Source organism: Streptomyces sp. NPDC051913 (genome assembly GCF_044593635.1).
Lineage (GTDB): Bacteria > Actinomycetota > Actinomycetes > Streptomycetales > Streptomycetaceae > Streptomyces.
Map to the genome: position 1 here is coordinate 468,808 of NZ_JBIUCI010000006.1, position 23,809 is coordinate 492,616.

A 23,809-nucleotide genomic window follows, 5' to 3' on the forward strand; every position below is an offset into this window, starting at 1 on the left:
GGGGCGACTCTGTCCGGCGTCGCCCCCGGTGTTCCTGCTCGTTCTTTCTGTCGTCATCGACAGCCCCGGAGTCCGTGCCCCTATGTGGCAGGAGGACCCGGGAAGTGTTCACCGGAATCGTCGAAGAGCTGGGCGAGGTCACGGCCGTCGAGGACCTCGGCGATGCCTGTCGCTTCCGTTTGCGCGGCCCCGTCGTCACCGAAGGCGCGAAGCACGGTGACTCGATCGCCGTCAACGGCGTCTGCCTCACCGTCGTGGAGCACGAGGGCGACGAGTTCACCGCCGACGTCATGGCGGAGACCCTCGTCCGCTCCAGCCTGCGCACCCTGACCGCAGGCTCCCGCGTCAACCTCGAACGCCCCACGGCCGTCGGCGCCCGCCTCGGCGGACACATCGTGCAGGGCCATGTGGACGGCACCGGCGAGGTGCTGGAGCGCAAGCCCTCCGAGAACTGGGAGATCGTGAAGGTCTCCCTCCCCGCGGACCTCTCGCGCTATGTCGTGGAGAAGGGCTCCATCACCGTCGACGGCATCAGCCTCACCGTCGTCGACGCCGGGCCCGACTACTTCACGGTCAGCCTCATCCCCACCACCCTCGACCTGACCACGCTCGGCCACAAGCAGCCCGGCGACCCGGTCAACCTCGAGGTCGACGTCGTCGCCAAGTACGTCGAGCGGCTGCTCGCGAGCGCGCAGGGAGCGGGCAAGTGAACTCGCTGAACACCGAGGCCTTCACCCTCTTCGACCAGCACATCCTCTGGTCGGACATGATCGGCAACCTCTTCGGCCTGATCGCCCTCGCCCTCGGCTGGCGCCGCTCCATCTGGAGCTGGCCCGTCCAGTTCCTCGCCGGCCTCATCCTCTTCGGCGCCTTCTACGGCCACCTCACCGGCAGCGCGGGCAAGCAGGCGATCGTCATGGTCGTCGCGGTGTACGGCTGGTGGCAGTGGAACCGCAGCAGGCGGCAGGGGTCCGACGGCCACATCGCCCCGCGGTTCGCCACCTGGCGCGAGCGCGGCGCGATGATCGCCGCCGCGGCCGTCGGCACGGTCGCCGTCGCCCTGCTCTTCAAGGCCTACCCGAGCCTGTCCTGGGACCCGTGGCCCGACGCGTACATCTTCGTCGGCACCGTCGTCGCCATGTACGCCCAGGCGCGCGGCATGGTCGAGTTCTGGATCGCCTGGCTCCTCGTCGACCTGGTCGGCGTCCCCCTCAACTTCGCCAACGGCTACGCCTTCTCCGGCTTCGTCTACGTCATCTACGGCGCGCTCGTCCTGTGGGGCATGCGCGACTGGTGGCTGCGCTCCCGCTCGGCCGCGCGGCCCGCTCTGGAAGGAGCGCCGGCATGAGTACGGCAACGATCCTCTACAGCACGGACGGCATCGAGGACTTCGCGCTCGACCCGATCGAGCAGGCCGTCGCCGACATCGCGGCCGGCCGCCCGATCGTCGTCGTCGACGACGAGGACCGGGAGAACGAGGGCGACCTCGTCGTCGCGGCCGAGAAGGTCACCCCCGAGATCGTGGCCTTCATGATGAGCGAGTGCCGCGGCCTGATCTGCGCCCCCATGGAGGGCGAGGAGCTGGACCGCCTCAAGCTCCCGCAGATGGTCGACGACAACACGGAGCAGATGAAGACGGCGTTCACCGTCTCCGTCGACGCCTCCGGCGCGCATGGCGTGACCACCGGCATCTCCGCCGCCGACCGCGCCACCACGCTCCAGCTGCTGGCGAGCGGCGACGCCGAGCCCACCGACTTCGTCCGCCCCGGCCATGTCTTCCCGCTGCGCGCCCAGCCCGGCGGCGTCCTCACCCGCAACGGCCACACCGAGGCCGCCGTGGACCTCGCCCGTCTCGCGGGCCTGCGCCCGGCCGGCGCGATCGTCGAGATCGCCGGCGAGGACGGCCGGATGCTGCGCCTGCCCGAGCTGATCCCCTTCGCCCGCAAGCACGGCCTGACGATCATCTCCATCGAGGACCTGATCGCCTACCGCCGCTCCGCCGAACCCACCGTCCGCCGCGAGGCCGAGGTCCAGCTCCCCACCGCCCACGGCGAGTTCACGGCGTACGGCTACCGCTCCACGGTCGACGGCGTCGAGCACGTCGCCCTCGTCCACGGCGAGATCGGCGACGGCGCGGACGTCCTGGTCCGTGTCCACTCCGAATGCCTCACCGGCGACGTCTTCGGCTCCGCCCGCTGCGACTGCGGCCCCCAGCTCGACGCCTCCCTGGAGCGCATCCAGTCCGAGGGCAGGGGAGTGGTCGTCTACCTGCGCGGCCACGAGGGACGCGGCATCGGCCTGCTGTCCAAGCTGCGGGCGTACGAGCTCCAGGAACGCGGCCGCGACACCCTCGACGCCAACCTGGAACTCGGCCTGCCCGCCGACGCCCGGGACTACGGCGCCGGCGCCCAGATCCTCAAGGACCTCGGCGTGCGCAGCGTCCGTCTGCTGACCAACAACCCCGACAAGTCCGACGCCCTGCTGAGGCACGGCATCGACGTCAACAGCCGGGTGCCCATGCCCGTCCAGGCGGGCGAGCACAACCTCCGCTACCTGCGCACCAAGCGGGACCGGATGGGCCACGACCTGCCCTGGCTGGACACCGCCCCCGCGGCCCCCGTGTCGGCCTGCAACAACCAGTAGAACCACTTCCTAGGAGACCTGAGAACGTGAGCGGCAAGGGTGCACCGGAGCTGTCCGTACGCAACGTGGGTGACCTGCGGGTCGCCGTCATCGCGGCGCAGTGGCACGAAAAGGTGATGGACGGACTGGTCGACGGCGCCCTGCGCGCCCTGCACGACCTGGGCATCGACGAGCCGACCCTGCTCCGGGTCCCCGGCAGCTGGGAGCTCCCGGTCGTCGCCAAGGTGCTCGCCGGGCGGGGCTACGACGCGATCGTCGCCCTCGGTGTGGTCATCCGCGGCGGCACCCCCCACTTCGAGTACGTCTGCCAGGGCGTCACCCAGGGCCTCACCCAGGTCTCCGTCGACACCGGTGTGCCCGTCGGCAACGGCGTGCTGACCTGCGACACCGAGGAGCAGGCCCTGGACCGGGCCGGCCTGGAGGGCTCCAACGAGGACAAGGGGCACGAGGCGGTGACGGCGGCGGTGGCCACCGCGGCCATCCTCCGCTCAGTATCTGAACCGTGGCACTGAGCTGAGCGGGGTGTGGCATAGGCTGAGCGTCACCATGTCCAATAAGACGTTCGAGGAGCTCTTCACCGAGCTCCAGCACAAGGCCGCAAACGGCGACCCCGCCACCTCCCGCACCGCGGAACTGGTCGGCAAGGGCGTCCATGCCATCGGCAAGAAGGTCGTCGAGGAAGCCGCCGAAGTCTGGATGGCCGCCGAGTACGAGGGCAAGGAGGCCGCTGCCGAGGAGATCTCGCAGCTGCTGTACCACGTCCAGGTGATGATGGTCGCTCGCGGCATCTCGCTGGACGACGTGTACGCCCACCTGTAATTCAGCCAGTTCCCCAAACACCCCATCACGCGAAGGAAGCCGACCTCATGCTGCGCATCGCCGTCCCCAACAAGGGTTCCCTGTCAGGCCCTGCGGCGGAGATGCTGCATGAGGCCGGCTACCAGCAGCGCCGCGAGTCCAAGGAACTGCGGATCGTCGACCCGGAGAACGAGGTGGAGTTCTTCTACCTCCGCCCCCGCGACATCGCGATCTACGTCTCCTCCGGCCGCCTCGACATCGGCATCACCGGCCGCGACCTGCTCATCGACTCCGGTGCCAAGGCCGAGGAGATCCTCCCGCTCGGCTTCGCCCGCTCCACCTTCCGCTTCGCGGCCAAGCCCGGCACCGCGACCGGCGTCCAGGACCTCAAGGGCAAGACGGTCGCCACCTCCTACGAGGGCATCGTCGAGGGCCACCTCGCCGACAACGGCGTCGACGCCTCCGTCGTCCACCTCGACGGCGCCGTCGAGACCGCCATCGAACTCGGCGTCGCCGAGGTCATCGCGGACGTCGTCGAGACCGGCACCTCGCTGCGCAACGCGGGCCTGGAGGTCTTCGGCGAGCCGATCATGAAGTCCGAGGCCGTCGTGATCCGCCGCACGGACGCCGACACCTCCTCGGAGAACGAGCCCAAGGTCCAGCAGTTCCTGCGCCGCCTCCAGGGCGTCCTGGTCGCCCGGACCTACGTGATGATGGACTACGACTGCCGCGTCGAGCAGCTGGAGAAGGCCGTCGCCCTCACGCCGGGCCTGGAGTCCCCGACCGTCTCCCCGCTGCACAACGAGGGCTGGGTCGCCGTCCGCGCGATGGTCCCCGCCAAGGAAGCCCAGCGGATCATGGACGACCTGTACGACATCGGCGCCCGGGCCATCCTGACCACGGCCATCCACGCCTGCCGTCTCTGAGGACCCGCAGCCATGTCCGACGTTCCCGCCCTCCCCGTCACCTTCCGCCCCGGCCGCACCCGGGCCGTCCTGCTCGTCGCGGGCGTGGCGATCTTCGTCACCATCACGGCGATCGCGCTGCTCCTGGAGAAGCTCGGCCCCGGTGAGCGGCTCAGCTTCGTCTTCACCGCGGCCCTCATCTTCGGCGTGCTGGCCATGCTGGCCCGCGTGAAGGTGGTCGCCGACCACTCCGGCGTCACCGTGGTGAACATCGCCTCCAGGCGCCGACTGGAGTGGGCCGAGATCATCCAGGTGAACCTGCGGCCCGGCGACCCCTGGGTGTTCCTCAACCTCAGCGACGGCACCAGCCTGCCCGCCCTGGGCATCCAGCCCGGTATCGCCAAGCAGCAGGCCATCACCGACGCCCGTGCCCTGCGGGCGCTCGTCGAGGCCCGTGGCACAAGGGATCTGCCGTAGAAGGCCCTGTCTTGATTAATCTGTTGGCGGAGGCGTTTTCGTCGCGCCTCCGCCGCTGATGTCCCGACCGGCCCTCAGCGGCCCACTGCTACCCGAGGAGTGATTCCCTCCAGCGATGGACGGATCGTCCTGTAGTACCTGCGCCGCCCCCTCCCGACATACCGGTGAGGCGGCGGCATCATGACCATCCCCCTGCTGCTCCTCGCAGCCGCCTTCGTGCTGATTCTCGCCAACGGCTTCTTCGTCGCGGCCGAGTTCGGCCTGGTGACCGTCGAGCGGCCGGACGCCGAGAAGGCCGCCGCCGAGGGCGACAAACGCGCCCGTACGGTCGTCGAGTCGCTCAAGGAGCTCTCCTTCCAGCTCTCCGGCACCCAGCTCGGCATCACCATCACCTCCCTCGTCGTCGGCATGCTCGCCGAACCGGCCCTCGCGGAGCTGCTGCACGGCCCGTTCACCGCGATCGGCGTCCCCGAGGGGGCCGTGTCCGGTGTCGCGGTCGTCTTCGGCATGCTGCTGGCGTCCGCCGTGCAGATGGTGATCGGCGAACTGGTGCCCAAGAACTGGGCCGTGTCCAAGCCGCTCCAGGTCGCGCGCTTCGTCGCGGGCCCGCAGCACGCGTTCGCGCGCCTGTTCCGCCCGGTCATCGCCGCGCTGAACGCCGTCGCCAACCGACTCGTCCGCGCCCTCGGCGTCGAGCCCACCGAGGAGCTGGCCTCCGCCCGCACCCCCGGTGAACTCGTCTCCCTGGCCCGGCACTCGGCGCAGGCCGGCACCCTGGAGCAGGACACCGCCGACCTGTTCGTGCGGACCCTGTCGCTCGCCGAACTCACCGCGCAGCACGTCATGACCCCGCGCGTGAAGGTCAGCTCGCTCCAGTCGTCGGCGACCGCCGAGGACGTCGTCAACCTGACCCGGGCCACCGGTCTGTCCCGCTTCCCCGTCTACCGGGAGAAGATCGACGAGATCGTCGGCATGGTCCACCTCAAGGACGCCCTGGCCGTCCCCTCCCACGACAGGCTGCGCACCCCGGTGGGCCGGATCGCCCGCCCCGCGCTGCTCGTGCCGGAGACCCTCCCGGTCCAGCCGCTCCTCGCGCAGCTGCGCAGCGAGCAGCCGATCGCGGTCGTCGTCGACGAGTACGGCGGTACGGCCGGCGTGGTCACCCTGGAGGACATCGTCGAGGAGATCGTCGGCGAGGTCCGTGACGAGCACGACGGCCAGGACGTGCCCGAACTCGCCGCCGCCCCGCCGGAGGACGGCCGTCCCGCCTGGGACGCCGACGGCAGCTGCCGTGTCGACATCCTCCAGCGCATAGGCCTGGACGTGCCCGAAGGACCCTACGAGACGGTCGCAGGCCTGGTCGCCGACCTGCTCGGCCGGATCCCCGCCGTCGGTGACAAGGCGGAACTGCCCGGCTGGCGGCTGTCGGTGCGCCGGGTCGGGCACTACCGCGCCGAGCGGGTCCGCCTGGTCCGGACGGGTGTCGTCGTGGAGGCTGCCCGATGAGCGTGCTCCAACTCCTCTTCGCCGGGCTCCTGGTGCTCGCCAACGGCTTCTTCGTCGGCGCCGAGTTCGCGCTCGTCTCCGTCCGCCGCAGCCAGATCGAACCACTCGGCACGGCCCGCGCCCGTCAGGTCCTCTACGGCCTGGAGCGGCTGCCCCAGATGATGGCCGCCGCGCAGTTCGGCATCACCGTCTGCTCGCTGACACTGGGCGCGGTGGCCGAACCGACCGTCGCGCATCTGCTGGAGCCGGTCTTCGAGTGGATCCATCTGCCGCACGGCATGATCCACCCGCTGGGCTATGTGATCGCGCTCGCCGCGGTGGTCTTCTTCCACCTCGTCATCGGCGAGATGGTCCCCAAGAACCTCGCGATGGCTGCCCCGGAGAAGGCCGCGCTGTGGCTGAGCCCCGGTCTGGTCGTCTTCGCCCGCTTCTGCAAGCCGATCACGATCGCCCTCGGTGCCTGTGCCCGGGCCATCCTGCGCCTCTTCGGCGTCGAGCCCAAGGACGAGGTCGAGGCGGTCTTCACCAGCGAACAGCTCAACCGCCTGGTGGAGGACTCCGGCCAGGCCGGTCTCCTCGACCCCGAGGAGCAGGAACGCCTGGAGGACGCGCTGGAGCTGGGCTCCCGCCCGGTCACGGACGTCCTGCTGGGGCGGGAGTCGCTGGTCACCGTCGGCCCGTCGATCACCCCGGGCCAGGTGGTCGAACTGACCGCGCGCACCGGCTACTCCCGCTTCCCGGTGGTCGCCGACAACGGAGCCTTCATGGGCTATCTGCACGTCAAGGACGTACTGGACCTGGAGGAGTCCGAGCGGGCGGTGCCGCAGCACATCTGGCGCTCCATGACGACCCTGCGCTCCGAGCTCCCCCTGGACGACGCCCTGACGGTGATGCGCCGTGCGGCGACCCACCTGGCCCAGGTCGCGGACGCGTCCGGCAAGGTGCTGGGGCTCGTCGCCCTGGAGGACGTACTCGAACTCCTGGTCGGCGAGGTGACGGACCCGGCACACCGGGAGACGACGCAGGTGAAGGTGACGGAACCCCGCGCGAGCGGGGAACCGGAGGAGGCGCTGGCCAAGTAGCGCCGGGCGGGGGCTACAGGGCCGACGGGTCCTGGGGTCCCCGCCCCGACAGCACCTCTCCGTACGCCTGCATCAGATCCGGCAGCCGCAGGGTCGACAGGTCGTCCCGGGTCAGCATCCCCGGGTAGGTCGACAGCCGCAGATCCCGGTAGGCGCAGCTCTTCTCGTACAGCGTCCGCAGGAACCTTCCGTTGCCGAGCTCGTCGATCCAGCCCTGGTCCACCACGTGCCCGGCGATGGAGCGCAGCTCGTCCAGCGCCTCCTCGTCCCAGATGTCTCCGTTCTCCGCGGCGAGGACCTCACCGATCGAGGTCAGTTCCAGCGGCCGGTAGGACGGGAAGTCGACGCGGCTGGTGAAGCGCGACGACAGTCCGGGGTTGGCGGCGAGGAGGCGGTCCATGCCCTCGGGATAGCCGGCCAGGATCACCACCAGGTGGTCCCGGTTGTCCTCGGCCCGCTTCAGCAGCACTTGGAGGGCCTCGTCGCCGTACGCGTCGCCCTTGCCGTAGCCGGAGTTGGAGAGGGAGTACGCCTCGTCGACGAAGAGGACCCCGCCGATCGCGGAGTCGATGAGCTCGTTGGCCTTCACGGCGGTCTGCCCGAGGTACTCGCCGACGAGGTCGGCCCGCTGGGCCTCCACCAGATGGTCGCCGCCGAGCAGGCCGAGGGCGTAGAAGACGCGGCCCAGGATGCGGGCGACGGTGGTCTTGCCGGTGCCGGAGGGGCCGGAGAAGACGAAGTGCCGCTTGGGCGGCTGGACCGGCAGCCCCTGCCCGGCGCGCAGCCGGGCCATGTTCAACTGCGCGGAGAGCGCCTTGACCTGCCGTTTCACGGGCTCCAGGCCCACCATGCGCTCCAGTTCGGTGAGCGCCTCCTCAAGTAAGACGGGGTCGGTGGGTCCGGCGGGCAGCGCCGGGGAGGGGACCAGCTTCTCGCGCACCGCGGGATCGGTCACCGACGGCAGCGGTCCGGTCGGCAGGTCGGGCTCGGACAGCCTGAGGTCACGGCCCTCGGCGCCGAAGAGCGGATCCAGGCCGTCCGGCCCGTCCAGTACGTCCTGCGCGCCGGACAGCGTGATCGCCGCGAGGTCGGCCGCGTCGTCGTACCCGTCGGACTCGGCGATCGCCGCCAACCGGGCCGAGGTGTCCATGAACGCCGGGTCGACCCGGTGCACGGCGCGGTAGAGGGGGAGCGCGGCGGCGGAGCGGCCGGTGCCCTCGTGGGCCCGGGCGAGCCAGTAGCGCAGTTCCTTGCGCTGCGGCTGCTCGCTGCGGCAGCGCATCAGCGCCGCCGACAGCAGTGGTTCGGCCTGGCCGTACATCTCCAGGCGCACCCGGGCCATGCCACCGAACAGCCCCGCCTCGATGCCGAGCAGTGGATCGTCGATCAACGGGTCGGTGTGCCGGACGAGTTGGTCCCAGTCCTTGACCAGATAGGACCGGCACGCGTGCAGAAAACGCACCTGCGGATCGGCGTCCACGGGCGGCAGACCCGCCAACGCCCGGTCCAGCTCCGGGACATGGCGTCCGTCGAGCCAGTGCGAGGCGTGCGCGAGCAACAGGTCGCGCGGGCTCTCCAGCACCGGCTGCACCCACCAGCCCAGCCAGTACCAGGAGTTGAGGGTGCGGCGATGCCGGGCGCGCTGTTCGCCGAAGCGCTCCCGGTGCCGGAACATGCGCAGCAGCGCGGTCGTCGTGTCGACGCGCAGCGCGTGCAGCCCGAGCCAGCCGTCGGCCATCCCCGGGTCCATCCGCACCGCGGTGCGGAACTCCTCCTCCGCCTGCGGATAGGCGCCCATCGTGTAGGCATCCACACCTCGCAGCCAGGCGAGGTCGGCCGGGGCCTGCGGGCCCTGCGTGCCGAAGTCCATCACGTCCCCCACAAACCGTGCCCCCGCTGGTTGGTCACCGAGCCGTCGCCCGCCGACCGCCTTGATCGAACCGCCTTGCGGCGGACCGGAGTTGCGACGGTGCGCAGAGCTGCTGTCCGTAGGTCGCACCGAGGGCATCGTACCCGCGGGGGTGGGGCCCGCCGAAGGGTGCCGCACTGGACGTTTGACGAGGTGGGAGCAGATGGGGCGCATTCCCGATGGTGACCGAGGGTGAGCGAATCGCGCCTCGGAGCGCCCGAAAAGGGGGCCCAGGGCAGAACGAAGCCCCCGATCACGGGGGAACAACCGGGGGCTTCGCGACTGCGGGCGGCTGCGAAAGGCCGCACATTGAGAACGTAAGTCCTGTACGGCCCCTCGGTCAAGCGGAGTTGAGGCACTCCGGGAAGTTCGGCCGCAAGGGTCTTCACAAGTTCAGCACATTGCGGATGGTTCGTCACCCTGAGTGATTTCCCGGTCCGGTCCAGCGGTCCCAGAAGGCCCGGGAAGCACCTCGTACCCCTTCTCTCCCTGTCGCACCAGAAGATCGGCGAAGGGTCGGGAAGGGTCCTCCGCGAAGTGCGCGCGCTCCGCCCGGACCCACCCGGCCCAGAACTCCCGCTGCTCCGCCCCGTCCCGGGAGCGCCCCCGGTCCCAGGACTCCGCACGGGGCAACTCCATCCACAGCAGCTGTGCGAGGTGCGGCCGCAGCGCCCGGCGCCCCGCACCGACGCCCTCGACGAGGAGCACGGGGGCCGGGGCCAGCTCCCGGACCGGTCCGAAGCGCCGCGCGTGCCAGTCGTAGGGGGCGTAGCGCGCGCTCTCCCCTCGCCGCAAGGGCTCGATCACCTGCTCCAGCAACCGCCCGGTCCAGCCGAACAGCTCCTCATGGCTCGCGATGTCGTCGAGATGCAGCACCGGCGCACCACCGAGCGCGACCGCCAACTCCCCGGCGAACGTGGACTTCCCGGACCCGGCGTGCCCATCGACCCCCACCAGCCGGACCGGCCCGCAGGACGGGGGCAGCCGACGGAGCCGGGAGACGAGCTGGTGCATGGCCGGTTCCTGGGTGTCGAGCGGCGGTGAGCGCTGTGCACTTTAGCCCCCGCAGGTCATGCCAGTGGTCGAGGCCAATATTCGTGGGCGTGGCATGGGGCGAAGTGCTGGCAGGAGCCTGTCGGGTGTGGTCATAGTGGGCGCACAAACGTGCAGGGGATCTGCCCGAACTCGGACACACTTGGGGGTCGTTCCACCCATGAGCAGAGCCGAACAGCCGTCCCGGAGAACCGTTCTGGCCGCCGCGGTCGCCGCCGCGGTGGCGGGCAGTGCGGGCCCGGCCGTCGCCGCCGACGCCAAGACCGACGCCGGTGGGCCCGCCCAGGCGCCCGCCCGCCTGGTCGACAACCGTTTCTGGACGTCGTACGCCGACTGGCGCGGCGGCCTCGCGAAGGGCACGCGCGCCGTCGCGGGCGCCCGTCCGGGGCTGGTGATCGGCGCCGCGGCCGGCACCGTCGACTACACCGACCCGCACACCGGCACGACGGCCTCCTGGGAGTACGGGACCTGGACGTCCCCCGTCCACAAGCTGGCCGTCCCCTCCACGGAGGCCATCGCGTCCTGGAACGCGCACACGCCGGACGGCACCTGGCTCCAGGTGGAGCTGAAGGGCACGTACTCCGACGGCACGGCGACCCCCTGGTACGTGATGGGCCGCTGGGCGGCCGGTGACCTGGACATCCGTCGGACCTCGGTGGACGACCAGACCGACGACAAGAGCAGCGTCTGGACGGACACCTTCTCGATCGACGACCCGGCGACCGGGCTGCGCCTCACCTCGTACCGGCTGCGGCTGACCCTCTACCGCAAGCCGGGGACGAAGAAGACCCCCACGGTGTGGCGGCTCGGCGCGATGGGGTCCGACATCCCCGACCGGTTCTCCGTGCCCGCCTCCACACCGGGGCTCGCCCAGGAGCTGAGCGTTCCGCGGTACTCGCAGGAGATCCACGCCGGTCAGTACCCCGAGTACGACAACGGCGGCGAGGCCTGGTGCAGCCCCACCTCCTCGCAGATGATCATCGAGTACTGGGGCGGCCGGCTCACTCCCGAGCAGCTGGCCTGGGTCGATCCGACGTACGCCGATCCGCAGGTGTGCCACGCGGCCCGGTACACGTTCGACTACCAGTACGCCGGCTGCGGCAACTGGCCGTTCAACGCCGCCTACGCGGCCACCTTCGACGGCCTCCAGGGCGTGGTCACCCGGCTCGGCTCACTCACCGACCTGGAGACGCTGATCGCGGCCGGCATCCCGGCCATAACGTCCCAGTCCTTCCTCAAGGAGGAGCTCACCGGCGCGGGATACGGCACCTCCGGGCACCTGATGACCGTCATCGGCTTCACCGCCGAGGGCGATGTGATCGCCAACGACCCGGCCTCGCCCAGCGACGAGGCGGTGCGGCGCGTCTACAAGCGGGCCGAGTGGGAGAAGATCTGGCTCCGCACCAAGCGGTACAACGCCAGCGGCAAGGTGGTCTCCGGCACAGGCGGCGTCTGCTATCTGTACTTCCCCGCGCGCCCGACCCCGCGGCAGTGCAAGGCGCTCGCGGCGGTGGGAGTGCGCTGAACCGATGCGGGGCCCCGGTGCGTGCCGGGGCCCTGTGACCAAGCTCTCGGCCGCAAAAGCCCCGGGCGGTGGCAAGGTGGACGAATGACCGCATCAGCAGCCACAGCCACCCGCACCCGCACCGGCGGCCCCCGGGACGACGGCCCGAAGGCCCTCGAACACCTCGCGGGCTGGACGCTCGTCCTGGTGATCGCGATGCTCGTGACCCAGCTCGGCCTTCTGTGACCTGACTCCCGCTTGACCTGACATACTGCGGGAGTCCCGCCACCAGCCCGAGACCAGGGTCGAAATTGAATATCAGTGATCAGCGTGCAGCCGCCCGGCCACGGGCGCGCGGCACCGAGCGCTCGGTCGCACGCCGCGCCGAACTCATCGCGATCGGGCGGCGGTTGTTCGCCGACACCTCGTACGACGCGCTCTCCATGGACGACATCGCCCGTCAGGCGCATGTCGCCAAGGGGCTGATCTACTACTACTTCCAGTCCAAGCGCGGCTACTACCTGGCGATCATCCAGGACTCCGTCGCCGACCTGGTCACCTTCGCGGCGAGCGGTCTCCAACTGCCCCAACTGGACCGGGTCCAGCGCACGATCGACAGCTATCTGCGCTACGCCGAGCACAACCAGGCCGCCTACCGCACCGTCGTCAGCGGCGGCGTCGGCTTCGACACCGAGGTGCACGCCATCCGGGACGGCGTGCGTGAGGCGATCGTCGCGACCATAGCCGAGGGGGCGTACGGCCGCACCGACATCGCCCCACTGGCCCGCATGGGCCTGCTGGCCTGGGTGTGCAGCGTCGAGGGCGCCACCCTCGACTGGATCGACCGTCCCGAACTGCCCCGCGACACCATGCGCGAGCTCCTCGTGAGGACCCTGGGCGGCGCCCTGCGCGCCATCGAGGAACTGGATCCGTCCTACCCGGCCCCGGAACCGGCCCGCCGGGACGTCTGAGCCCGACGCCACTCGGGGCGGAGGCCGCGGCCCCCACCCCAAGTACGCTCACTCCGGGGTCAGTTGATGGCCTTGATCAGCTCCCCGCCCGTGGTGTCACCGCTCAGCTCCCAGAAGAAGGTGCCGCCGAGCCCCTGCTGGTTCTTGTACGCCATCTTCGTCCCGATGGTCGCGGGCGTGTCGTAACTCCACCAGTTGGTCCCGCACTTGGCGTACGCGGTGCCGGCCACGGTCCCGGTCGCCGGGCACTTCGACTTCAGCACCTTGTAGTCCTCGATGCCCTGCTCGTACGTCCCCGCCGCCGGGCCGGTCGCCGTCCCGCCGGGCGCCGCCTGGGTGACGCCGGTCCAGCCGCGGCCGTAGAAGCCGATGCCGAGCAGCAGCTTCGAGGCCGGGACGCCGAGGCCCTTGAGCTTGGCGATGGTCGCCGAGGTGTAGTAGTTCGCCGTCGGGATGCCCGAGTAGGAGTTCAGCGGCGAGTGCGGTGCCGTCGGCCCGGTCGAGGCCCAGGCGCCGAAGTAGTCGTACGTCATCGGGTTGTACCAGTCGACGTACTGGGCCGCGCCCGCGTAGTTCGCCGCGTCGATCTTGCCGCCCGAGGTGGCGTCGGCGGTGATGGCGGCGGTGACCAGGTTGCCGCCGCCGAACTTCGAACGCAGCGCCGCCATCAGGTTCTTGAACGCCTCACGCCCACTGGTGTCACAGGTGTTGCCGCAGGCGTTCGGGTACTCCCAGTCGATGTCGATGCCGTCGAAGACATCGGCCCACTTGGAGTTCTCGACCAGGTCGTAGCAGGACTGGGCGAACGCGGCCGGGTTCTTCGCGGCCTCGCCGAAGCCGCTCGACCAGGTCCAGCCGCCGAAGGACCACAGGACCTTGAGGCCGGGGTGCTTCTTCTTCAGCTCCCGCAGCTGGTTGAAGTTCCCGCGCAGCGGCTGGTCCCAGGTGTCGGCGACCCCGTCCACCGACTCGGCGGCGGTGTAGGTCCGGTCGGTGGCGGCGTAGGCGTCGCCCATCGCGCACTTGCCGCCGGTGACGTTGCCGAAGGCGTAGTTGATGTGCGTGAGCCTGGCCGCGGAGCCGGAGGTCTCGATGTTCTTGACGTAGTACTTGCGGTCGTAGGTGCCCCATTCGGTGAAGTAGCCGACGACCTTCGAGCCGGCTTTCACCGTGGGCTGCGCGGCCGGCTCGGCGGTCGCGGTACCCGCGCCGGCCAGCAGTCCGGCGCCCAGGACCGCGCAACAGGCGGCCGACACGAGCGCCCGGAATCGGGTGCGGGGACGGGGGGAGTCGTGCATCGGGTGTCTCCTCGTGGGGGAGAGGGGAGCGTGCGCCGATTGGCATGAACGCGGTAAGGCGTGTGGTCCGTCACGGTAGGAGGACTAGACCAGTACGTCAATGGTTCGGACCAATTTCGCTCTCTTCGAGCCCCGCTCCAGGTTTCCTGAAGTAAGCGGTCGTTAACTGGTGACTCGGTGCCGCCGATCGGGCATACTCTCAGCGCAGAGCCGCTGGTCAGCAGCTTCCGAGACCCGGGAGTGCGAGCATCGGCACAGCCCTCAGCAAGACCCGGCGGAGTCGCCCCCACCCAGGGCGCACATCCGTCGAAGTGCCCGACAGGGAGGAGAGCGTCGCCATGCCCGACCGCGCCCCGCAGCCGGTGGACCGTCAACTGCCCACGGACGAGGCCCGGGATCTGATCTCACTCGTCCGCGACATCGCGCAGCGAGAGATCGCCCCGAAGGCGGCCGAGGAGGAGGACGCCGGACGGTTCCCGCGCGAGGTCTTCACCCTGCTCTCGGAGTCCGGCCTGCTCGGACTGCCCTACGACACCGAGTACGGCGGCGGCGACCAGCCGTACGAGGTCTACCTCCAGGTCCTCGAAGAGCTCGCCGCGGCCCGGCTCACCGTGGGCCTCGGAGTCAGCGTGCACACCCTCGCCTCCTACGCCCTCGCCGCCTACGGCAGCAAGGAGCAGCAGGTCGAGCACCTGCCCGCGATGCTCGGCGGCGGCCTGCTCGGCGCGTACTGCCTCTCCGAACCGGCCTCCGGCTCGGACGCGGCCTCCCTGCGGACCAAGGCCGTCCGGGACGGCGACCACTGGGTCATCACCGGCACCAAGGCCTGGATCACCCACGGCGGCATCGCCGACTTCTACACCGTCATGGCGCGCACCGGCGAGGAAGGCGCCCGCGGGATCACGGCCTTCCTGGTGCCGGGTGACGCGGCGGGCCTCAGCGGGGCGGTGCCGGAGAAGAAGATGGGCATGAAGGGCTCGCCCACCGCCCAGGTCCACCTCGACGGCGTGCGCGTGGGCGACGACCGGCGGCTCGGCGACGAGGGCCAGGGCTTCGCGATCGCCCTGTCCGCGCTGGACTCCGGGCGCCTCGGCATCGCGGCCTGCGCGATCGGCGTGGCCCAGGCGGCGCTGGACGCGGCCGTGGGGTACGCGACGGAGCGGCGGCAGTTCGGCAAGCCCATCGCCGACTTCCAGGGGCTGCGGTTCATGCTCGCCGACATGGCCACCCAGATCGAGGCGGGCCGCGCCCTGTATCTGTCGGCGGCACGGCTGCGGGACGCGGGCCGGCCGTTCGCCAAGCAGGCCGCGATGGCCAAGCTGATGTGCACCGACGCGGCGATGAAGGTCACCACGGACGCCGTCCAGGTCCTCGGCGGCTACGGCTACACCGCGGACTTCCCGGCGGAGCGCTATATGCGCGAGGCCAAGGTCCTCCAGATCGTCGAGGGCACCAACCAGATCCAGCGGATGGTCATCGCCCGTCACCTGGCGGGGCCGGAGACGCGCTGAACTGGCCCGGTCTGACCTGCGGCGCCGCGAGCCGGACCCACTCCGGATCGTGGCGCCCGGGCAGGGTCCGGCCCCGGTCGGCCCACATCCGCAGCAGATCGCGGTAGATCGGCGGATCCTGCTGCTGTGGCGGCGGAACCGATTTTGCGGGGGGTGGCACGAACACTCGGCGCTGACGCCCGGTCGCTGAATATGTGGGGGTCATACGAGGGCAACGCGGTGACGGCCGGGCAGGTCACCCGACGACGGAATCGACCGTGAGTTCACGGCCGTCCCCGTGTCTGGCCTCCTACGCCTGTCTGACGTACCGTCAGCCCAGCCGTCTCCAGGGAGGTTGGCCGTGGCCGACGACCGCCCCGTACCGCTCGACGAGTACCCGGTGCACCAGGTCCCCCTCTCCATGAAGCATGTGGCGACCGGCGACCGGAACGCCTATGACCGCTGCATCTTCCACGTCCTCGACCACGAGGGCCGCGCCCTGCTGATCCTCGGGCTCGGCGTGTACCCGAACCTGGGCGTGATCGACGCGTACGCGACCCTGCGCACCGGCGAGGTCCTGCACGCCGTGCGCGCCTCGGACGCCCTCGGCGAGGACCGCATGCGGCTCACCGTCGGCCCGCTCCGGATCGAGGTCGAGGACCCCCTGCGCCGGCTGCGCCTCGTCTGCGACGACGACGCGCTGTCGTACGACCTCGTCTGGAGCGCCGACTTCCCTGCCCTCTGGGAACCCCACCACGTCCAGCGCCGGGGCGACCGGCTCACCCTGGAAGGGCGGCGGTTCGTGCAGGCCGGGAGCGTGGCGGGGGTCGTGCGCGCGGCCGGCGAGGAGTTCCGGGTCGCGCCGGGGGAGTGGACCGGCACGCGGGACCGCAGCTGGGGTGTGCGACCGATGCCCGGCGAGGACGGCGGCCGACTCGCCGCGGATAACCCCACGGAGGGCTTCCACTGGATCTGGTGCCCCGTCCGCTTCCCGGACCGGTTCCTGATGGTGATCGTCCAGGAGGACGCCGACGGCTACCGCACCCTCAACGACGCCACCCTCGTCCGCCCGGGCCATCGAGACCGCCAACTCGGCTGGCCCCAGCCGGAGATCGCCTACCGCCCCGGCACCCGCCACCCCGAGCGAGCGCTCATCCACCTCGGCGACCCGCGCAAGCCCCAGGAACTGGAGGTGGAGATCCTCGCCTCCTCCCCGCTGGCCCTCGGCGCCGGCTACCCGCCCGCCGACGACTGGCAGCACGGCACCTGGCGCGGCCACGGCTGGACCGACCGTCGCACCTACGACCTCACCGAACCGCACCCGCTCGCCGGGTACGGGGTCACAGACCACGCCGCCCGCTTCCGCCTCGACGGACGGATTGGCCACGGCATCTTCGAGCACGGCTCCTTCGGCCGGCACGACCCGAGCGGGTTCACCGGCTTCGACTCAGTCGCACCGTAGGGGAGTTGACGATGACGTCCCGGCAAGAGCCACGCCCTCGTACGACCACCCGCGACCCGGAGGACCTCGCCCGCCGCCTCACCGCCTGGCTCGACACCCGGCTGCCCGGCGCGAAGGCCACCGGCGTGACCGCGCCCGCCTCGAACGGCATGTCCAGCGAGACCCTCCTCTTCGACATAGAGCACCCCGAACCGCCCCTGTGCTCCTGCGCGTTGAGACTGGCGGCGGACCCGGCGGCGTACACCGTCTTCCCGGTCTACGACATGGTCCGCCAGTACCGCACGATGCGCACCGTCGGCCAACACTCGGACCTGCCCGTACCGCGGGTGCTGTGGCTGGAGGAGGACCCGGGCCCGCTCGGTGCGCCCTTCTTCGTCATGGAGCGTGTGGAGGGCCGCGTCCCGCCGGACGTCATGCCGTACACCTACGAGGGCAACTGGCTGCACGCGGCGAGCGACGAGGAACGCGAGCACCTGGAGGCGGACACCGTAGGGCTGTTGGCCCGCCTGCACGACCAAGTGCCGGCGCGCGCTGCCGAGTTCCTGACGCTTCCCGGGCGAGGGTGACGCGCTTCGCCGCCATGTCACGGCCCAACGGGCCTACTACGACTGGGTGATCGACGGCACGGCCCGCTCACCGCTCATCGAGGCGGGGTTCGACCGACTGGAGGAGACGTGGCCCGACGATCCGGGCCCACCCGTCCTCAACTGGGGCGACGCGCGGATCGGGAACATCGTCTACGACGGCTTCGCGCCCGCCGCCGTCCTCGACTGGGAGATGGCGGCCCTCGCTCCACGCGAGGTCGACCTCGGCTGGACCGTCTATCTGCACCGCTTCTTCCAGGACCTGACCGAGGCCTTCGGGCAGCGCGGACTGCCCGGCTTCCTGCGCCGCGACCGCATCGAGGCGCGCTACGCCCAACTCACCGGCCACACCCCGCGCGACATGGACTTCTACATCCTCTACGCCGCTCTGCGGCAGGCCGTCGTCATGCTGCGGGTCGCCTATCGGCAGGTGTACTTCGGCGAGGCCGTCGTCCCGCCCGACCCGGACACGCTGATCCTGCACCACGGCAGCCTGCGAGCCATGGTGCAGGGCAGCTACTGGGGCTGAGCGACGAACGACCGGCCGGCCCGTGGGCTCAGGCGGCGTGGCGTCGCATCTCGGGGACCCTCATGGGGCGCGAGCCCGGTCCGCCGACGTGCGAGAAGGGCTGGGTCCGCCAGTCGAGACCCTGAGGGAGCGTCAACAGCAGGGCGGTGTCCTGCTCCTGGGGCTCGACGTCCTCGTCCGCGGGGCGCGCCTCGGCGGCGCGGCGGCCCGTACCGGCGCAGACCGTGAGACCGAAGGGGTTCCAGGGCGAGGCGCACAGCGCGTGCTCCGGCAGGACCTCCTCGTCCGCCAGCAGCGCGATGGGCTGCGCACAGTCCGGGCAGATCACCCGGAACATCTCGAAGGTGTCGTACGCGTCGAACTCGTCGTCGAGGGCGTCGGGTTCGACGCCCTCCGGCTCGGGCTCGGCGACCGCCTGGAGTCGCTTGGGTGCGGTACGACCAGGGCGCTGAAGACTCTGCATGGGTTCTCCCCCTCGGGCTGGGCCGTGAAGGCGCTGCGGCCTCGACCACAGCAAGCACTTCCCGCCCGGTCTCGGCGGTAATCACGAGAACATCACGGAGACCGTTCGGGGCCTGTGTCCTTCGTCACATGCCCCGCGCAGGTGCCCGGCGCGGCCGTTTTGTCCCTCAGTCGGCTCACAGGCTGCTCTCGGCCACATCACGAACCGGGTATGACCTGGGCTGCTCAGGTATCCGAGGAGATCACCCGCGCTGTAAGTTCTTGCGCCATGGAGGAGCTGGACCGTCAAATCGTGCAGCTGCTCGTCAAGGACGGGCGGATGAGCTACACAGACCTCGGCAAGGCCACGGGCCTGTCCACGTCGGCCGTGCACCAGCGGGTGCGCCGGCTGGAGCAGCGTGGCGTCATCCGTGGCTATGCCGCCGTCGTCGACCCGGAGGCCGTCGGGCTGCCCATGACCGCCTTCATCTCGGTGAAGCCGTTCGACCCCAGCGCACCGGACGACATCGCCGAGCGACTCGCGGGCGTGCCGGAGATCGAGGCCTGCCACAGCGTCGCCGGTGACGAGAACTACATCCTCAAGGTGCGGGTGGCCACGCCGCACGAGCTGGAGGAGCTGCTGGCGCGGCTGCGGTCGCTGGCGGGGGTGTCGACGCGGACGACGGTGGTGTTGTCGACGCCTTATGAGGCGCGGCCGCCGAGGATTTGAGTTCGGCTGCGGGCGCGTGGGGGCTGGTCGCGCAGTTCCCCGCGTCCCTGGGGGTTGATGGCGGCCCCTGTGTGGAAGAGCCGGCATGAGGCGCGAGACTGGTCCCCATGAGTGAGCGCAGCCCCGAGTCCAAGACCGTTCTTCTTCGCCGAGGCGAGGTCCACAGCCCCGCCGATCCCTTCGCCACCGCGATGGTCGTCGAGCGGGGCCAGGTCGCCTGGGTGGGCTCCGAGGGCGCCGCCGACGCCTTCGCGGAAGGTGTCGACGAGGTCGTCGACCTGGACGGCGCCCTGGTCACCCCCGCGTTCACCGACGCCCACGTCCACACCACCGCCACCGGCCTCGCCCTGACCGGCCTCGACCTGTCCGACGCGCCCTCCCTGGAGGCGGCCCTCGCCCTCGTCCGGGACTTCGCCGCCTCCCGGCCGGACGACCGCGTGCTGCTCGGCCACGGCTGGGACGCCGCCCGCTGGCCCGGTGGCCGTCCGCCCACGCGCGCGGAGCTCGACGCGGCCACCGGAGGCCGCCCGCTCTACCTCTCCCGCATCGACGTCCACTCCGCGGTCGTGACGACGGCCCTGCTCGACCTGACCTCCCTGGGGCACGTGGACGGGCCGCTCACCGCTGACGCCCACCACGCCGTACGCGCCACCGCGCTCGGTGCCATCACCCCGGCCCAGCGCGTCGAGGCCCAGCGCACCGCCCTCGCCCACGCCGCCTCCCTCGGCATCGGCTCCGTGCACGAGTGCGCCGGGCCGGACATCTCCTCCGAGGACGACTTCACCGGGCTGCTGCGGCTGGCCGCCGAACAGGCCGGGCCGCGGGTCGTCGGCTACTGGGCCGAGCGGGACGTCGACAAGGTGCGCGAGCTGGGCGCTCTCGGCGCGGCCGGGGACCTGTTCGTCGACGGCGCCCTCGGCTCCCACACCGCCTGTCTGCACGGTCCTTACACCGACGCCGAGCACACCGGCATCGCCTACCTGGACGCGGCCGCCGTCGCCGCCCATGTCGTGGAGTGCACCGAGGCGGGCCTCCAGGCGGGCTTCCACGCCATCGGCGACGCCGCCGTGGCCGCCGTGGTCGAGGGCGTCCGCGCCGCCGCGGAGAAGGTCGGCCTGGCCCGCCTCCGCGCCGCCCGCCATCGTGTCGAGCACGCCGAGATGCTCACGCCCGAGACGATCGCCGCCTTCGCCGAGCTGGGCCTCACCGCCTCCGTGCAGCCCGCGTTCGACGCGCTGTGGGGCGGTGAGGACGGCATGTACGCCCAGCGTCTGGGCGCGGAGCGGGCCCGCACCCTGAACCCCTTCGCGGCCCTCCTGCGCGCCGGCGTACCGCTCGCCTTCGGCTCCGACAGCCCGGTCACCCCGCTCGACCCGTGGGGCACGGTCCGCGCCGCCGCCTTCCATCGCACGCCCGAGCACCGGGTCTCGGTCCGTGCCGCGTTCACCGCGCACACGCGGGGCGGCTGGCGGGCGGTCGGCCGGGACGACGCGGGCGTCCTGGTACCGGGCGCGCCCGCCGATTACGCGGTCTGGCGCACCGACGAGCTGGTCGTCCAGGCCCCGGACGACCGGGTCGCCCGCTGGTCCACCGACCCCCGCTCCGGCACCCCGGGCCTGCCCGACCTCTCCCCGGGCGCCGACCTGCCGATCTGCCTGCGGACCGTGGTCGGCGGACGGACGGTGTTCGTGCGGCCGAGCGAGTGATCTCCGGGGGTGGCGCAGCTCCGTTCGGCTGCCGTCGCCGCCTCTCGCGACCTGCGCATCCTCCGCACTGACCTGGGCATTGAGGAGAGAGTCGCAGGTCAAACGGCTGTTGACAGCCAACGGCAGGGGGCCGGTAGGTTCGGCCCAGTCCACCACCGGACGCCCTACCGGGGAACGTCCGTGAACTCGTCGCCGCGCCGCTGGGTCAGGGACGGTGTGCCGCACCGGGGCACCGCCACTGGGAGCCAGGCTCAGCGCCCGCGCCGCTGCGAGGGAACGTTCCGGCCGGTCGGGGAGGTGTGACCCGGGTGGGGCCCGGGCGCTCAGTAGACAACGGCTTTCGGTCGATCCGCAGCCAGCGGGTCCCAGGTCGGCCCGAAGGGCGCCGGGCCCCCATCCGCCGTACGCACAGGCGTCGAAAAGCGGGTACTTACCCAGCTCTTGTTAAAACGACACCACCATACGAACCTCCTGTCACGTCGGTGCACGCGCCGCGCACTATGGTGGACGCCTGCGGACGGACTGAAGGGGCAGTAGTGAACGACGGCGACGGGACCCTGGCGGGGAGGCAGTTCGGCCCGCTCGGCACGGCCTTGGTGATCATCCCGACCTACAACGAGGCGGAGAACATCAAGAAGATCGTCGGCCGGGTCCGCGAGTCGGTCCCCGACGCGCACGTGCTCGTCGCCGACGACAACAGCCCCGACGGCACCGGCAAGCTGGCCGACGAACTCGCCGCCTCGGACGACCATGTGCAGGTCCTGCACCGCAAGGGCAAGGAAGGCCTCGGCGCCGCCTACCTCGCGGGCTTCCGCTGGGGCCTGGACAACGGCTACGGCGTCCTGGTCGAGATGGACGCCGACGGCTCGCACCAGCCCGAGGAGCTGCCCCGGCTGCTCACCGCCCTCAAGGGCGCCGACCTCGTCCTCGGCTCGCGCTGGGTGCCTGGCGGCCGCGTGGTGAACTGGCCCAAGTCCCGGGAGTTCATCTCCCGCGGCGGCAGCCTCTACTCGCGCGTCCTGCTCGACGTCCCCATCCGGGACGTCACCGGCGGCTACCGGGCCTTCCGCCGCGAGACCCTGGAGGGCCTCGGCCTCGACGAGGTCGCCTCCCAGGGCTACTGCTTCCAGGTCGACCTGGCCCGCCGCGCCATCAAGGCCGGCTATCACGTGGTCGAGGTGCCCATCACCTTCGTCGAGCGCGAACTCGGCGACTCCAAGATGAGCCGCGACATCCTGGTGGAAGCCCTGTGGCGGGTCACCACCTGGGGTGTGGGGGAGCGGGTCGGCAAGGTGCTGGGCAGCGACAAGAAGCCGGACACGAAGCCGGACACGAAGCCGGACACGAAGCGGGACACCAGGGCGGACGTGAAGGCCGACGAGAAGGCCTGACCTCGGCCTGACCTCGGTCGTCGTACGGCCGCACCGGGCCCCGTTGATCGCCCCCTTATCCCGTGTTGAGCCGGGCCCAGGCACACTGGACGCATGACGACTGGCGCTCCGACCCCCACGTACCCCGCCCGGCCCCGGCGCTCCCGACTGCGCACCTTTCTGCCGCTGGGGATCGCGGCATGGCTGGTGCTGGAGATCTGGCTGCTGACCGTGGTCGCCGGCGCCGCGAGCGGGTTCACGGTGTTCCTGCTGCTGCTCGCCGGGTTCGTGCTCGGCGCGGTGGTCATCAAGAGGGCGGGCCGGCGTGCCTTCCAGAACCTCAACCAGGCGCTCCAGCGTGGCACGGCCCCCTCCAGCGGCGGTGGCAACGGCCTGTTGATGCTGGGCGGCCTGCTCCTGATGATCCCGGGCCTGATCTCGGACGTGATCGGCCTGGCGCTGCTGATCCCGCCGGTCCAGAAGGCGCTGAGCCGCTACACGGAGCGCACGGTGGAGCGTCGGCTGCGCGAAGCCGCCCCGGGCACCCTGGGTGACGCCTTCCAGCAGGCCCGGATGCGCCGCCCCGACGGCAAGGTGGTCCAGGGCGAGGTCATCCGTGACGAGCCGGGCCGCACCCCCGAGGAGCCGCGCCCGCCGCTGACGGGCTGACGGCCCGCGGACATGACTTCGGGCGCCGTACGTGAAACTCACGTACGGCGCCCGAAGTCATGTCGTGCGCAGTGTTTTCCGCTCAGGCCCTGGGGACTATGCGGACTTGCGGCTGTCCCGGGGGTGAACGGCGATGTTCATCGCCCCCGAGCGGAGTACCGCCAGACGCTCCTCGAGGACCTCTTCGAGTTCCTCGCGGGTGCGTCGCTCCATCAGCATGTCCCAATGTGTACGCGCGGGCTTGGCCTTCTTCTCTTCAGGGCCATCGCCGTCAACGAGGAGTGCCTGGGCCCCGCAGACCTTGCACTCCCACTCCGGCGGGATCTCCGCCTCGACCGAGAAGGGCATCTCAAACCGGTGCCCCTTCTCGCATGCGTACTCCACGGCCTGGCGCGGGGCCAGGTCGATGCCGCGGTCCGTCTCGTAGCTGGTCACCACGAGGCGCGTGCCGCGAAGAGCTCGCTCACTCATGAATCGTGCCTCCCGGGCTTGTCGCCCACAGGACAGGTGTCGCTGTCGTCGTCATCCGGTCAACGTCCGGTCGGCGGTAAAGATTCCCGTTCTGGGTCATGCGTCGCCGTCGTAGCCGCCCCTTGTTGTACCCACCGGCGCCCGGTTTGTCACATCTGCTAGCAGATGTCACCCAGCGTTTCGGCATCTTTGACGCGCAGTAACGGTACGC

23 protein-coding genes and 1 pseudogene are annotated in these 23,809 nt (G+C 70.9%); 19 read left to right on the plus strand and 5 right to left on the minus strand.

Annotation, left to right across the window (positions count from 1 at the left end):
• The first annotated feature begins 104 nt into the window (after positions 1 to 104).
• From ACIHIX_RS21485 to ACIHIX_RS21525, 9 genes are all read left to right on the plus strand, one after another.
• The gene (locus ACIHIX_RS21485) at positions 105 to 710 is read left to right on the plus strand and encodes a riboflavin synthase (RefSeq protein ID WP_399958397.1); all 606 of its coding nucleotides are present in this window, start codon (positions 105 to 107) and stop codon (positions 708 to 710) included.
• The gene (locus ACIHIX_RS21490) at positions 707 to 1,348 is read left to right on the plus strand and encodes a nicotinamide riboside transporter PnuC (protein WP_399958400.1); all 642 of its coding nucleotides are present in this window, start codon (positions 707 to 709) and stop codon (positions 1,346 to 1,348) included. Before ACIHIX_RS21485 ends, ACIHIX_RS21490 begins: the two co-directional genes overlap by 4 nt.
• Entirely contained in the window at positions 1,345 to 2,643 is a 1,299-nt protein-coding gene (locus ACIHIX_RS21495) for a bifunctional 3,4-dihydroxy-2-butanone-4-phosphate synthase/GTP cyclohydrolase II (RefSeq protein ID WP_399958403.1), read from the plus strand. Before ACIHIX_RS21490 ends, ACIHIX_RS21495 begins: the two co-directional genes overlap by 4 nt.
• Before the next feature lie 26 nt (positions 2,644 to 2,669).
• Positions 2,670 to 3,155 (plus strand): 6,7-dimethyl-8-ribityllumazine synthase, encoded by a 486-nt coding sequence (ribH, locus tag ACIHIX_RS21500; RefSeq protein WP_399958406.1) that lies wholly within the window; start codon positions 2,670 to 2,672, stop codon positions 3,153 to 3,155.
• Between the two features lie 34 nt (positions 3,156 to 3,189).
• Positions 3,190 to 3,462 (plus strand): phosphoribosyl-ATP diphosphatase, encoded by a 273-nt coding sequence (locus ACIHIX_RS21505; RefSeq protein WP_020117406.1) that lies wholly within the window; start codon positions 3,190 to 3,192, stop codon positions 3,460 to 3,462.
• 47 nt (positions 3,463 to 3,509) lie between these two features.
• A complete protein-coding gene (gene hisG, locus ACIHIX_RS21510; protein ID WP_194082281.1) occupies positions 3,510 to 4,367 on the plus strand; it encodes an ATP phosphoribosyltransferase in 858 nt (285 codons plus the stop codon).
• A gap of 12 nt (positions 4,368 to 4,379) precedes the next feature.
• A complete protein-coding gene (locus ACIHIX_RS21515) occupies positions 4,380 to 4,823 on the plus strand; it encodes a PH domain-containing protein (RefSeq protein WP_399958409.1) in 444 nt (147 codons plus the stop codon).
• A 180-nt stretch (positions 4,824 to 5,003) separates the two neighbouring features.
• Entirely contained in the window at positions 5,004 to 6,329 is a 1,326-nt protein-coding gene (locus ACIHIX_RS21520) for a hemolysin family protein (RefSeq protein WP_399958412.1), read from the plus strand.
• Positions 6,326 to 7,411 (plus strand): hemolysin family protein, encoded by a 1,086-nt coding sequence (locus ACIHIX_RS21525; RefSeq protein ID WP_399958415.1) that lies wholly within the window; start codon positions 6,326 to 6,328, stop codon positions 7,409 to 7,411. The genes ACIHIX_RS21520 and ACIHIX_RS21525 overlap by 4 nt, the downstream gene beginning before the upstream one ends.
• 13 nt (positions 7,412 to 7,424) lie before the next feature.
• Here ACIHIX_RS21525 and ACIHIX_RS21530 read toward each other — a convergent pair whose 3' ends face one another.
• Together ACIHIX_RS21530 and ACIHIX_RS21535 are read right to left on the minus strand one after the other, a co-directional pair.
• A complete protein-coding gene (locus tag ACIHIX_RS21530) occupies positions 7,425 to 9,281 on the minus strand; it encodes an AAA family ATPase (RefSeq protein ID WP_399958417.1) in 1,857 nt (618 codons plus the stop codon).
• Positions 9,282 to 9,713: 432 nt separating this feature from the next.
• Positions 9,714 to 10,334, minus strand: coding sequence for a uridine kinase (locus ACIHIX_RS21535; RefSeq protein ID WP_399958420.1), 621 nt, complete (start codon positions 10,332 to 10,334; stop codon positions 9,714 to 9,716).
• Between the two features lie 199 nt (positions 10,335 to 10,533).
• Between ACIHIX_RS21535 and ACIHIX_RS21540 the strand changes: the two genes are divergently transcribed.
• From ACIHIX_RS21540 to ACIHIX_RS21550, 3 genes are all read left to right on the plus strand, one after another.
• Positions 10,534 to 11,898 carry a peptidase C39 family protein gene (locus tag ACIHIX_RS21540; protein ID WP_399958423.1) on the plus strand — a complete coding sequence of 455 codons (1,365 nt, stop codon included), beginning with the start codon at positions 10,534 to 10,536 and terminating at the stop codon, positions 11,896 to 11,898.
• An 84-nt stretch (positions 11,899 to 11,982) separates the two neighbouring features.
• A complete protein-coding gene (locus ACIHIX_RS21545; protein ID WP_399958425.1) occupies positions 11,983 to 12,123 on the plus strand; it encodes an SCO1431 family membrane protein in 141 nt (46 codons plus the stop codon).
• Positions 12,124 to 12,188: 65 nt separating this feature from the next.
• Positions 12,189 to 12,848 carry a TetR/AcrR family transcriptional regulator gene (locus tag ACIHIX_RS21550; RefSeq protein WP_399958428.1) on the plus strand — a complete coding sequence of 220 codons (660 nt, stop codon included), beginning with the start codon at positions 12,189 to 12,191 and terminating at the stop codon, positions 12,846 to 12,848.
• A 59-nt stretch (positions 12,849 to 12,907) separates the two neighbouring features.
• Here ACIHIX_RS21550 and ACIHIX_RS21555 read toward each other — a convergent pair whose 3' ends face one another.
• Positions 12,908 to 14,146, minus strand: a complete 1,239-nt coding sequence (locus tag ACIHIX_RS21555; RefSeq protein WP_399958430.1) for a glycoside hydrolase family 18 protein — start codon at positions 14,144 to 14,146, stop codon at positions 12,908 to 12,910.
• A gap of 338 nt (positions 14,147 to 14,484) precedes the next feature.
• Here ACIHIX_RS21555 and ACIHIX_RS21560 point away from each other — a divergent pair, with 338 nt between their 5' ends.
• The 3 genes and pseudogenes from ACIHIX_RS21560 (at position 14,485) to ACIHIX_RS21570 (ending at position 18,211) form a co-directional block, all read left to right on the plus strand.
• Positions 14,485 to 15,657: an acyl-CoA dehydrogenase family protein gene (locus ACIHIX_RS21560; protein WP_399958433.1), complete on the plus strand. Its 1,173-nt coding sequence runs from the start codon at positions 14,485 to 14,487 to the stop codon at positions 15,655 to 15,657.
• A gap of 340 nt (positions 15,658 to 15,997) precedes the next feature.
• Positions 15,998 to 17,098, plus strand: a complete 1,101-nt coding sequence (locus ACIHIX_RS21565) for a hypothetical protein (protein WP_399958436.1) — start codon at positions 15,998 to 16,000, stop codon at positions 17,096 to 17,098.
• A gap of 11 nt (positions 17,099 to 17,109) precedes the next feature.
• A pseudogene (locus ACIHIX_RS21570) lies at positions 17,110 to 18,211 on the plus strand (phosphotransferase family protein).
• A 28-nt stretch (positions 18,212 to 18,239) separates the two neighbouring features.
• On the opposite strand, the gene ACIHIX_RS21575 reads toward ACIHIX_RS21570, so the two are convergent.
• Entirely contained in the window at positions 18,240 to 18,674 is a 435-nt protein-coding gene (locus ACIHIX_RS21575; RefSeq protein ID WP_329341442.1) for a hypothetical protein, read from the minus strand.
• Between the two features lie 267 nt (positions 18,675 to 18,941).
• Here ACIHIX_RS21575 and ACIHIX_RS21580 point away from each other — a divergent pair, with 267 nt between their 5' ends.
• From ACIHIX_RS21580 to fxsA, 4 genes are all read left to right on the plus strand, one after another.
• Positions 18,942 to 19,382, plus strand: a complete 441-nt coding sequence (locus ACIHIX_RS21580; RefSeq protein WP_030677853.1) for an Lrp/AsnC family transcriptional regulator — start codon at positions 18,942 to 18,944, stop codon at positions 19,380 to 19,382.
• A gap of 107 nt (positions 19,383 to 19,489) precedes the next feature.
• A complete protein-coding gene (locus tag ACIHIX_RS21585) occupies positions 19,490 to 21,088 on the plus strand; it encodes an amidohydrolase (protein ID WP_399958439.1) in 1,599 nt (532 codons plus the stop codon).
• A 536-nt stretch (positions 21,089 to 21,624) separates the two neighbouring features.
• On the plus strand, positions 21,625 to 22,479 hold the full coding sequence (locus tag ACIHIX_RS21590; RefSeq protein WP_399958441.1) for a polyprenol monophosphomannose synthase: 855 nt from the start codon (positions 21,625 to 21,627) through the stop codon (positions 22,477 to 22,479).
• A gap of 93 nt (positions 22,480 to 22,572) precedes the next feature.
• On the plus strand, positions 22,573 to 23,127 hold the full coding sequence (gene fxsA / locus ACIHIX_RS21595) for an FxsA family membrane protein (RefSeq protein WP_399958444.1): 555 nt from the start codon (positions 22,573 to 22,575) through the stop codon (positions 23,125 to 23,127).
• Positions 23,128 to 23,223: 96 nt separating this feature from the next.
• Here fxsA and ACIHIX_RS21600 read toward each other — a convergent pair whose 3' ends face one another.
• Complete coding sequence (locus tag ACIHIX_RS21600) at positions 23,224 to 23,598, minus strand: RNA polymerase-binding protein RbpA (protein WP_003977404.1); 375 nt, start codon at positions 23,596 to 23,598, stop codon at positions 23,224 to 23,226.
• Between the last annotated feature and the right edge of the window lie 211 nt (positions 23,599 to 23,809).

Coding starts and splice junctions, on each gene's coding strand:
- ACIHIX_RS21560 (WP_399958433.1), top strand. CDS start 14,485: ATGCCCGACCGCGCCCCGCAGCCGGTGGACCGTCAACTGCCCACGGAC.
- ACIHIX_RS21515 (WP_399958409.1), top strand. CDS start 4,380: ATGTCCGACGTTCCCGCCCTCCCCGTCACCTTCCGCCCCGGCCGCACC.
- ACIHIX_RS21520 (WP_399958412.1), top strand. CDS start 5,004: ATGACCATCCCCCTGCTGCTCCTCGCAGCCGCCTTCGTGCTGATTCTC.
- ACIHIX_RS21495 (WP_399958403.1), top strand. CDS start 1,345: ATGAGTACGGCAACGATCCTCTACAGCACGGACGGCATCGAGGACTTC.
- ACIHIX_RS21530 (WP_399958417.1), bottom strand. CDS start 9,281: ATGGACTTCGGCACGCAGGGCCCGCAGGCCCCGGCCGACCTCGCCTGG.
- ACIHIX_RS21525 (WP_399958415.1), top strand. CDS start 6,326: ATGAGCGTGCTCCAACTCCTCTTCGCCGGGCTCCTGGTGCTCGCCAAC.
- ACIHIX_RS21545 (WP_399958425.1), top strand. CDS start 11,983: ATGACCGCATCAGCAGCCACAGCCACCCGCACCCGCACCGGCGGCCCC.
- ACIHIX_RS21585 (WP_399958439.1), top strand. CDS start 19,490: ATGAGTGAGCGCAGCCCCGAGTCCAAGACCGTTCTTCTTCGCCGAGGC.
- hisG (WP_194082281.1), top strand. CDS start 3,510: ATGCTGCGCATCGCCGTCCCCAACAAGGGTTCCCTGTCAGGCCCTGCG.
- fxsA (WP_399958444.1), top strand. CDS start 22,573: ATGACGACTGGCGCTCCGACCCCCACGTACCCCGCCCGGCCCCGGCGC.
- ACIHIX_RS21540 (WP_399958423.1), top strand. CDS start 10,534: ATGAGCAGAGCCGAACAGCCGTCCCGGAGAACCGTTCTGGCCGCCGCG.
- ACIHIX_RS21580 (WP_030677853.1), top strand. CDS start 18,942: ATGGAGGAGCTGGACCGTCAAATCGTGCAGCTGCTCGTCAAGGACGGG.
- ACIHIX_RS21600 (WP_003977404.1), bottom strand. CDS start 23,598: ATGAGTGAGCGAGCTCTTCGCGGCACGCGCCTCGTGGTGACCAGCTAC.
- ACIHIX_RS21575 (WP_329341442.1), bottom strand. CDS start 18,674: ATGCAGAGTCTTCAGCGCCCTGGTCGTACCGCACCCAAGCGACTCCAG.
- ACIHIX_RS21555 (WP_399958430.1), bottom strand. CDS start 14,146: ATGCACGACTCCCCCCGTCCCCGCACCCGATTCCGGGCGCTCGTGTCG.
- ACIHIX_RS21535 (WP_399958420.1), bottom strand. CDS start 10,334: ATGCACCAGCTCGTCTCCCGGCTCCGTCGGCTGCCCCCGTCCTGCGGG.
- ACIHIX_RS21505 (WP_020117406.1), top strand. CDS start 3,190: ATGTCCAATAAGACGTTCGAGGAGCTCTTCACCGAGCTCCAGCACAAG.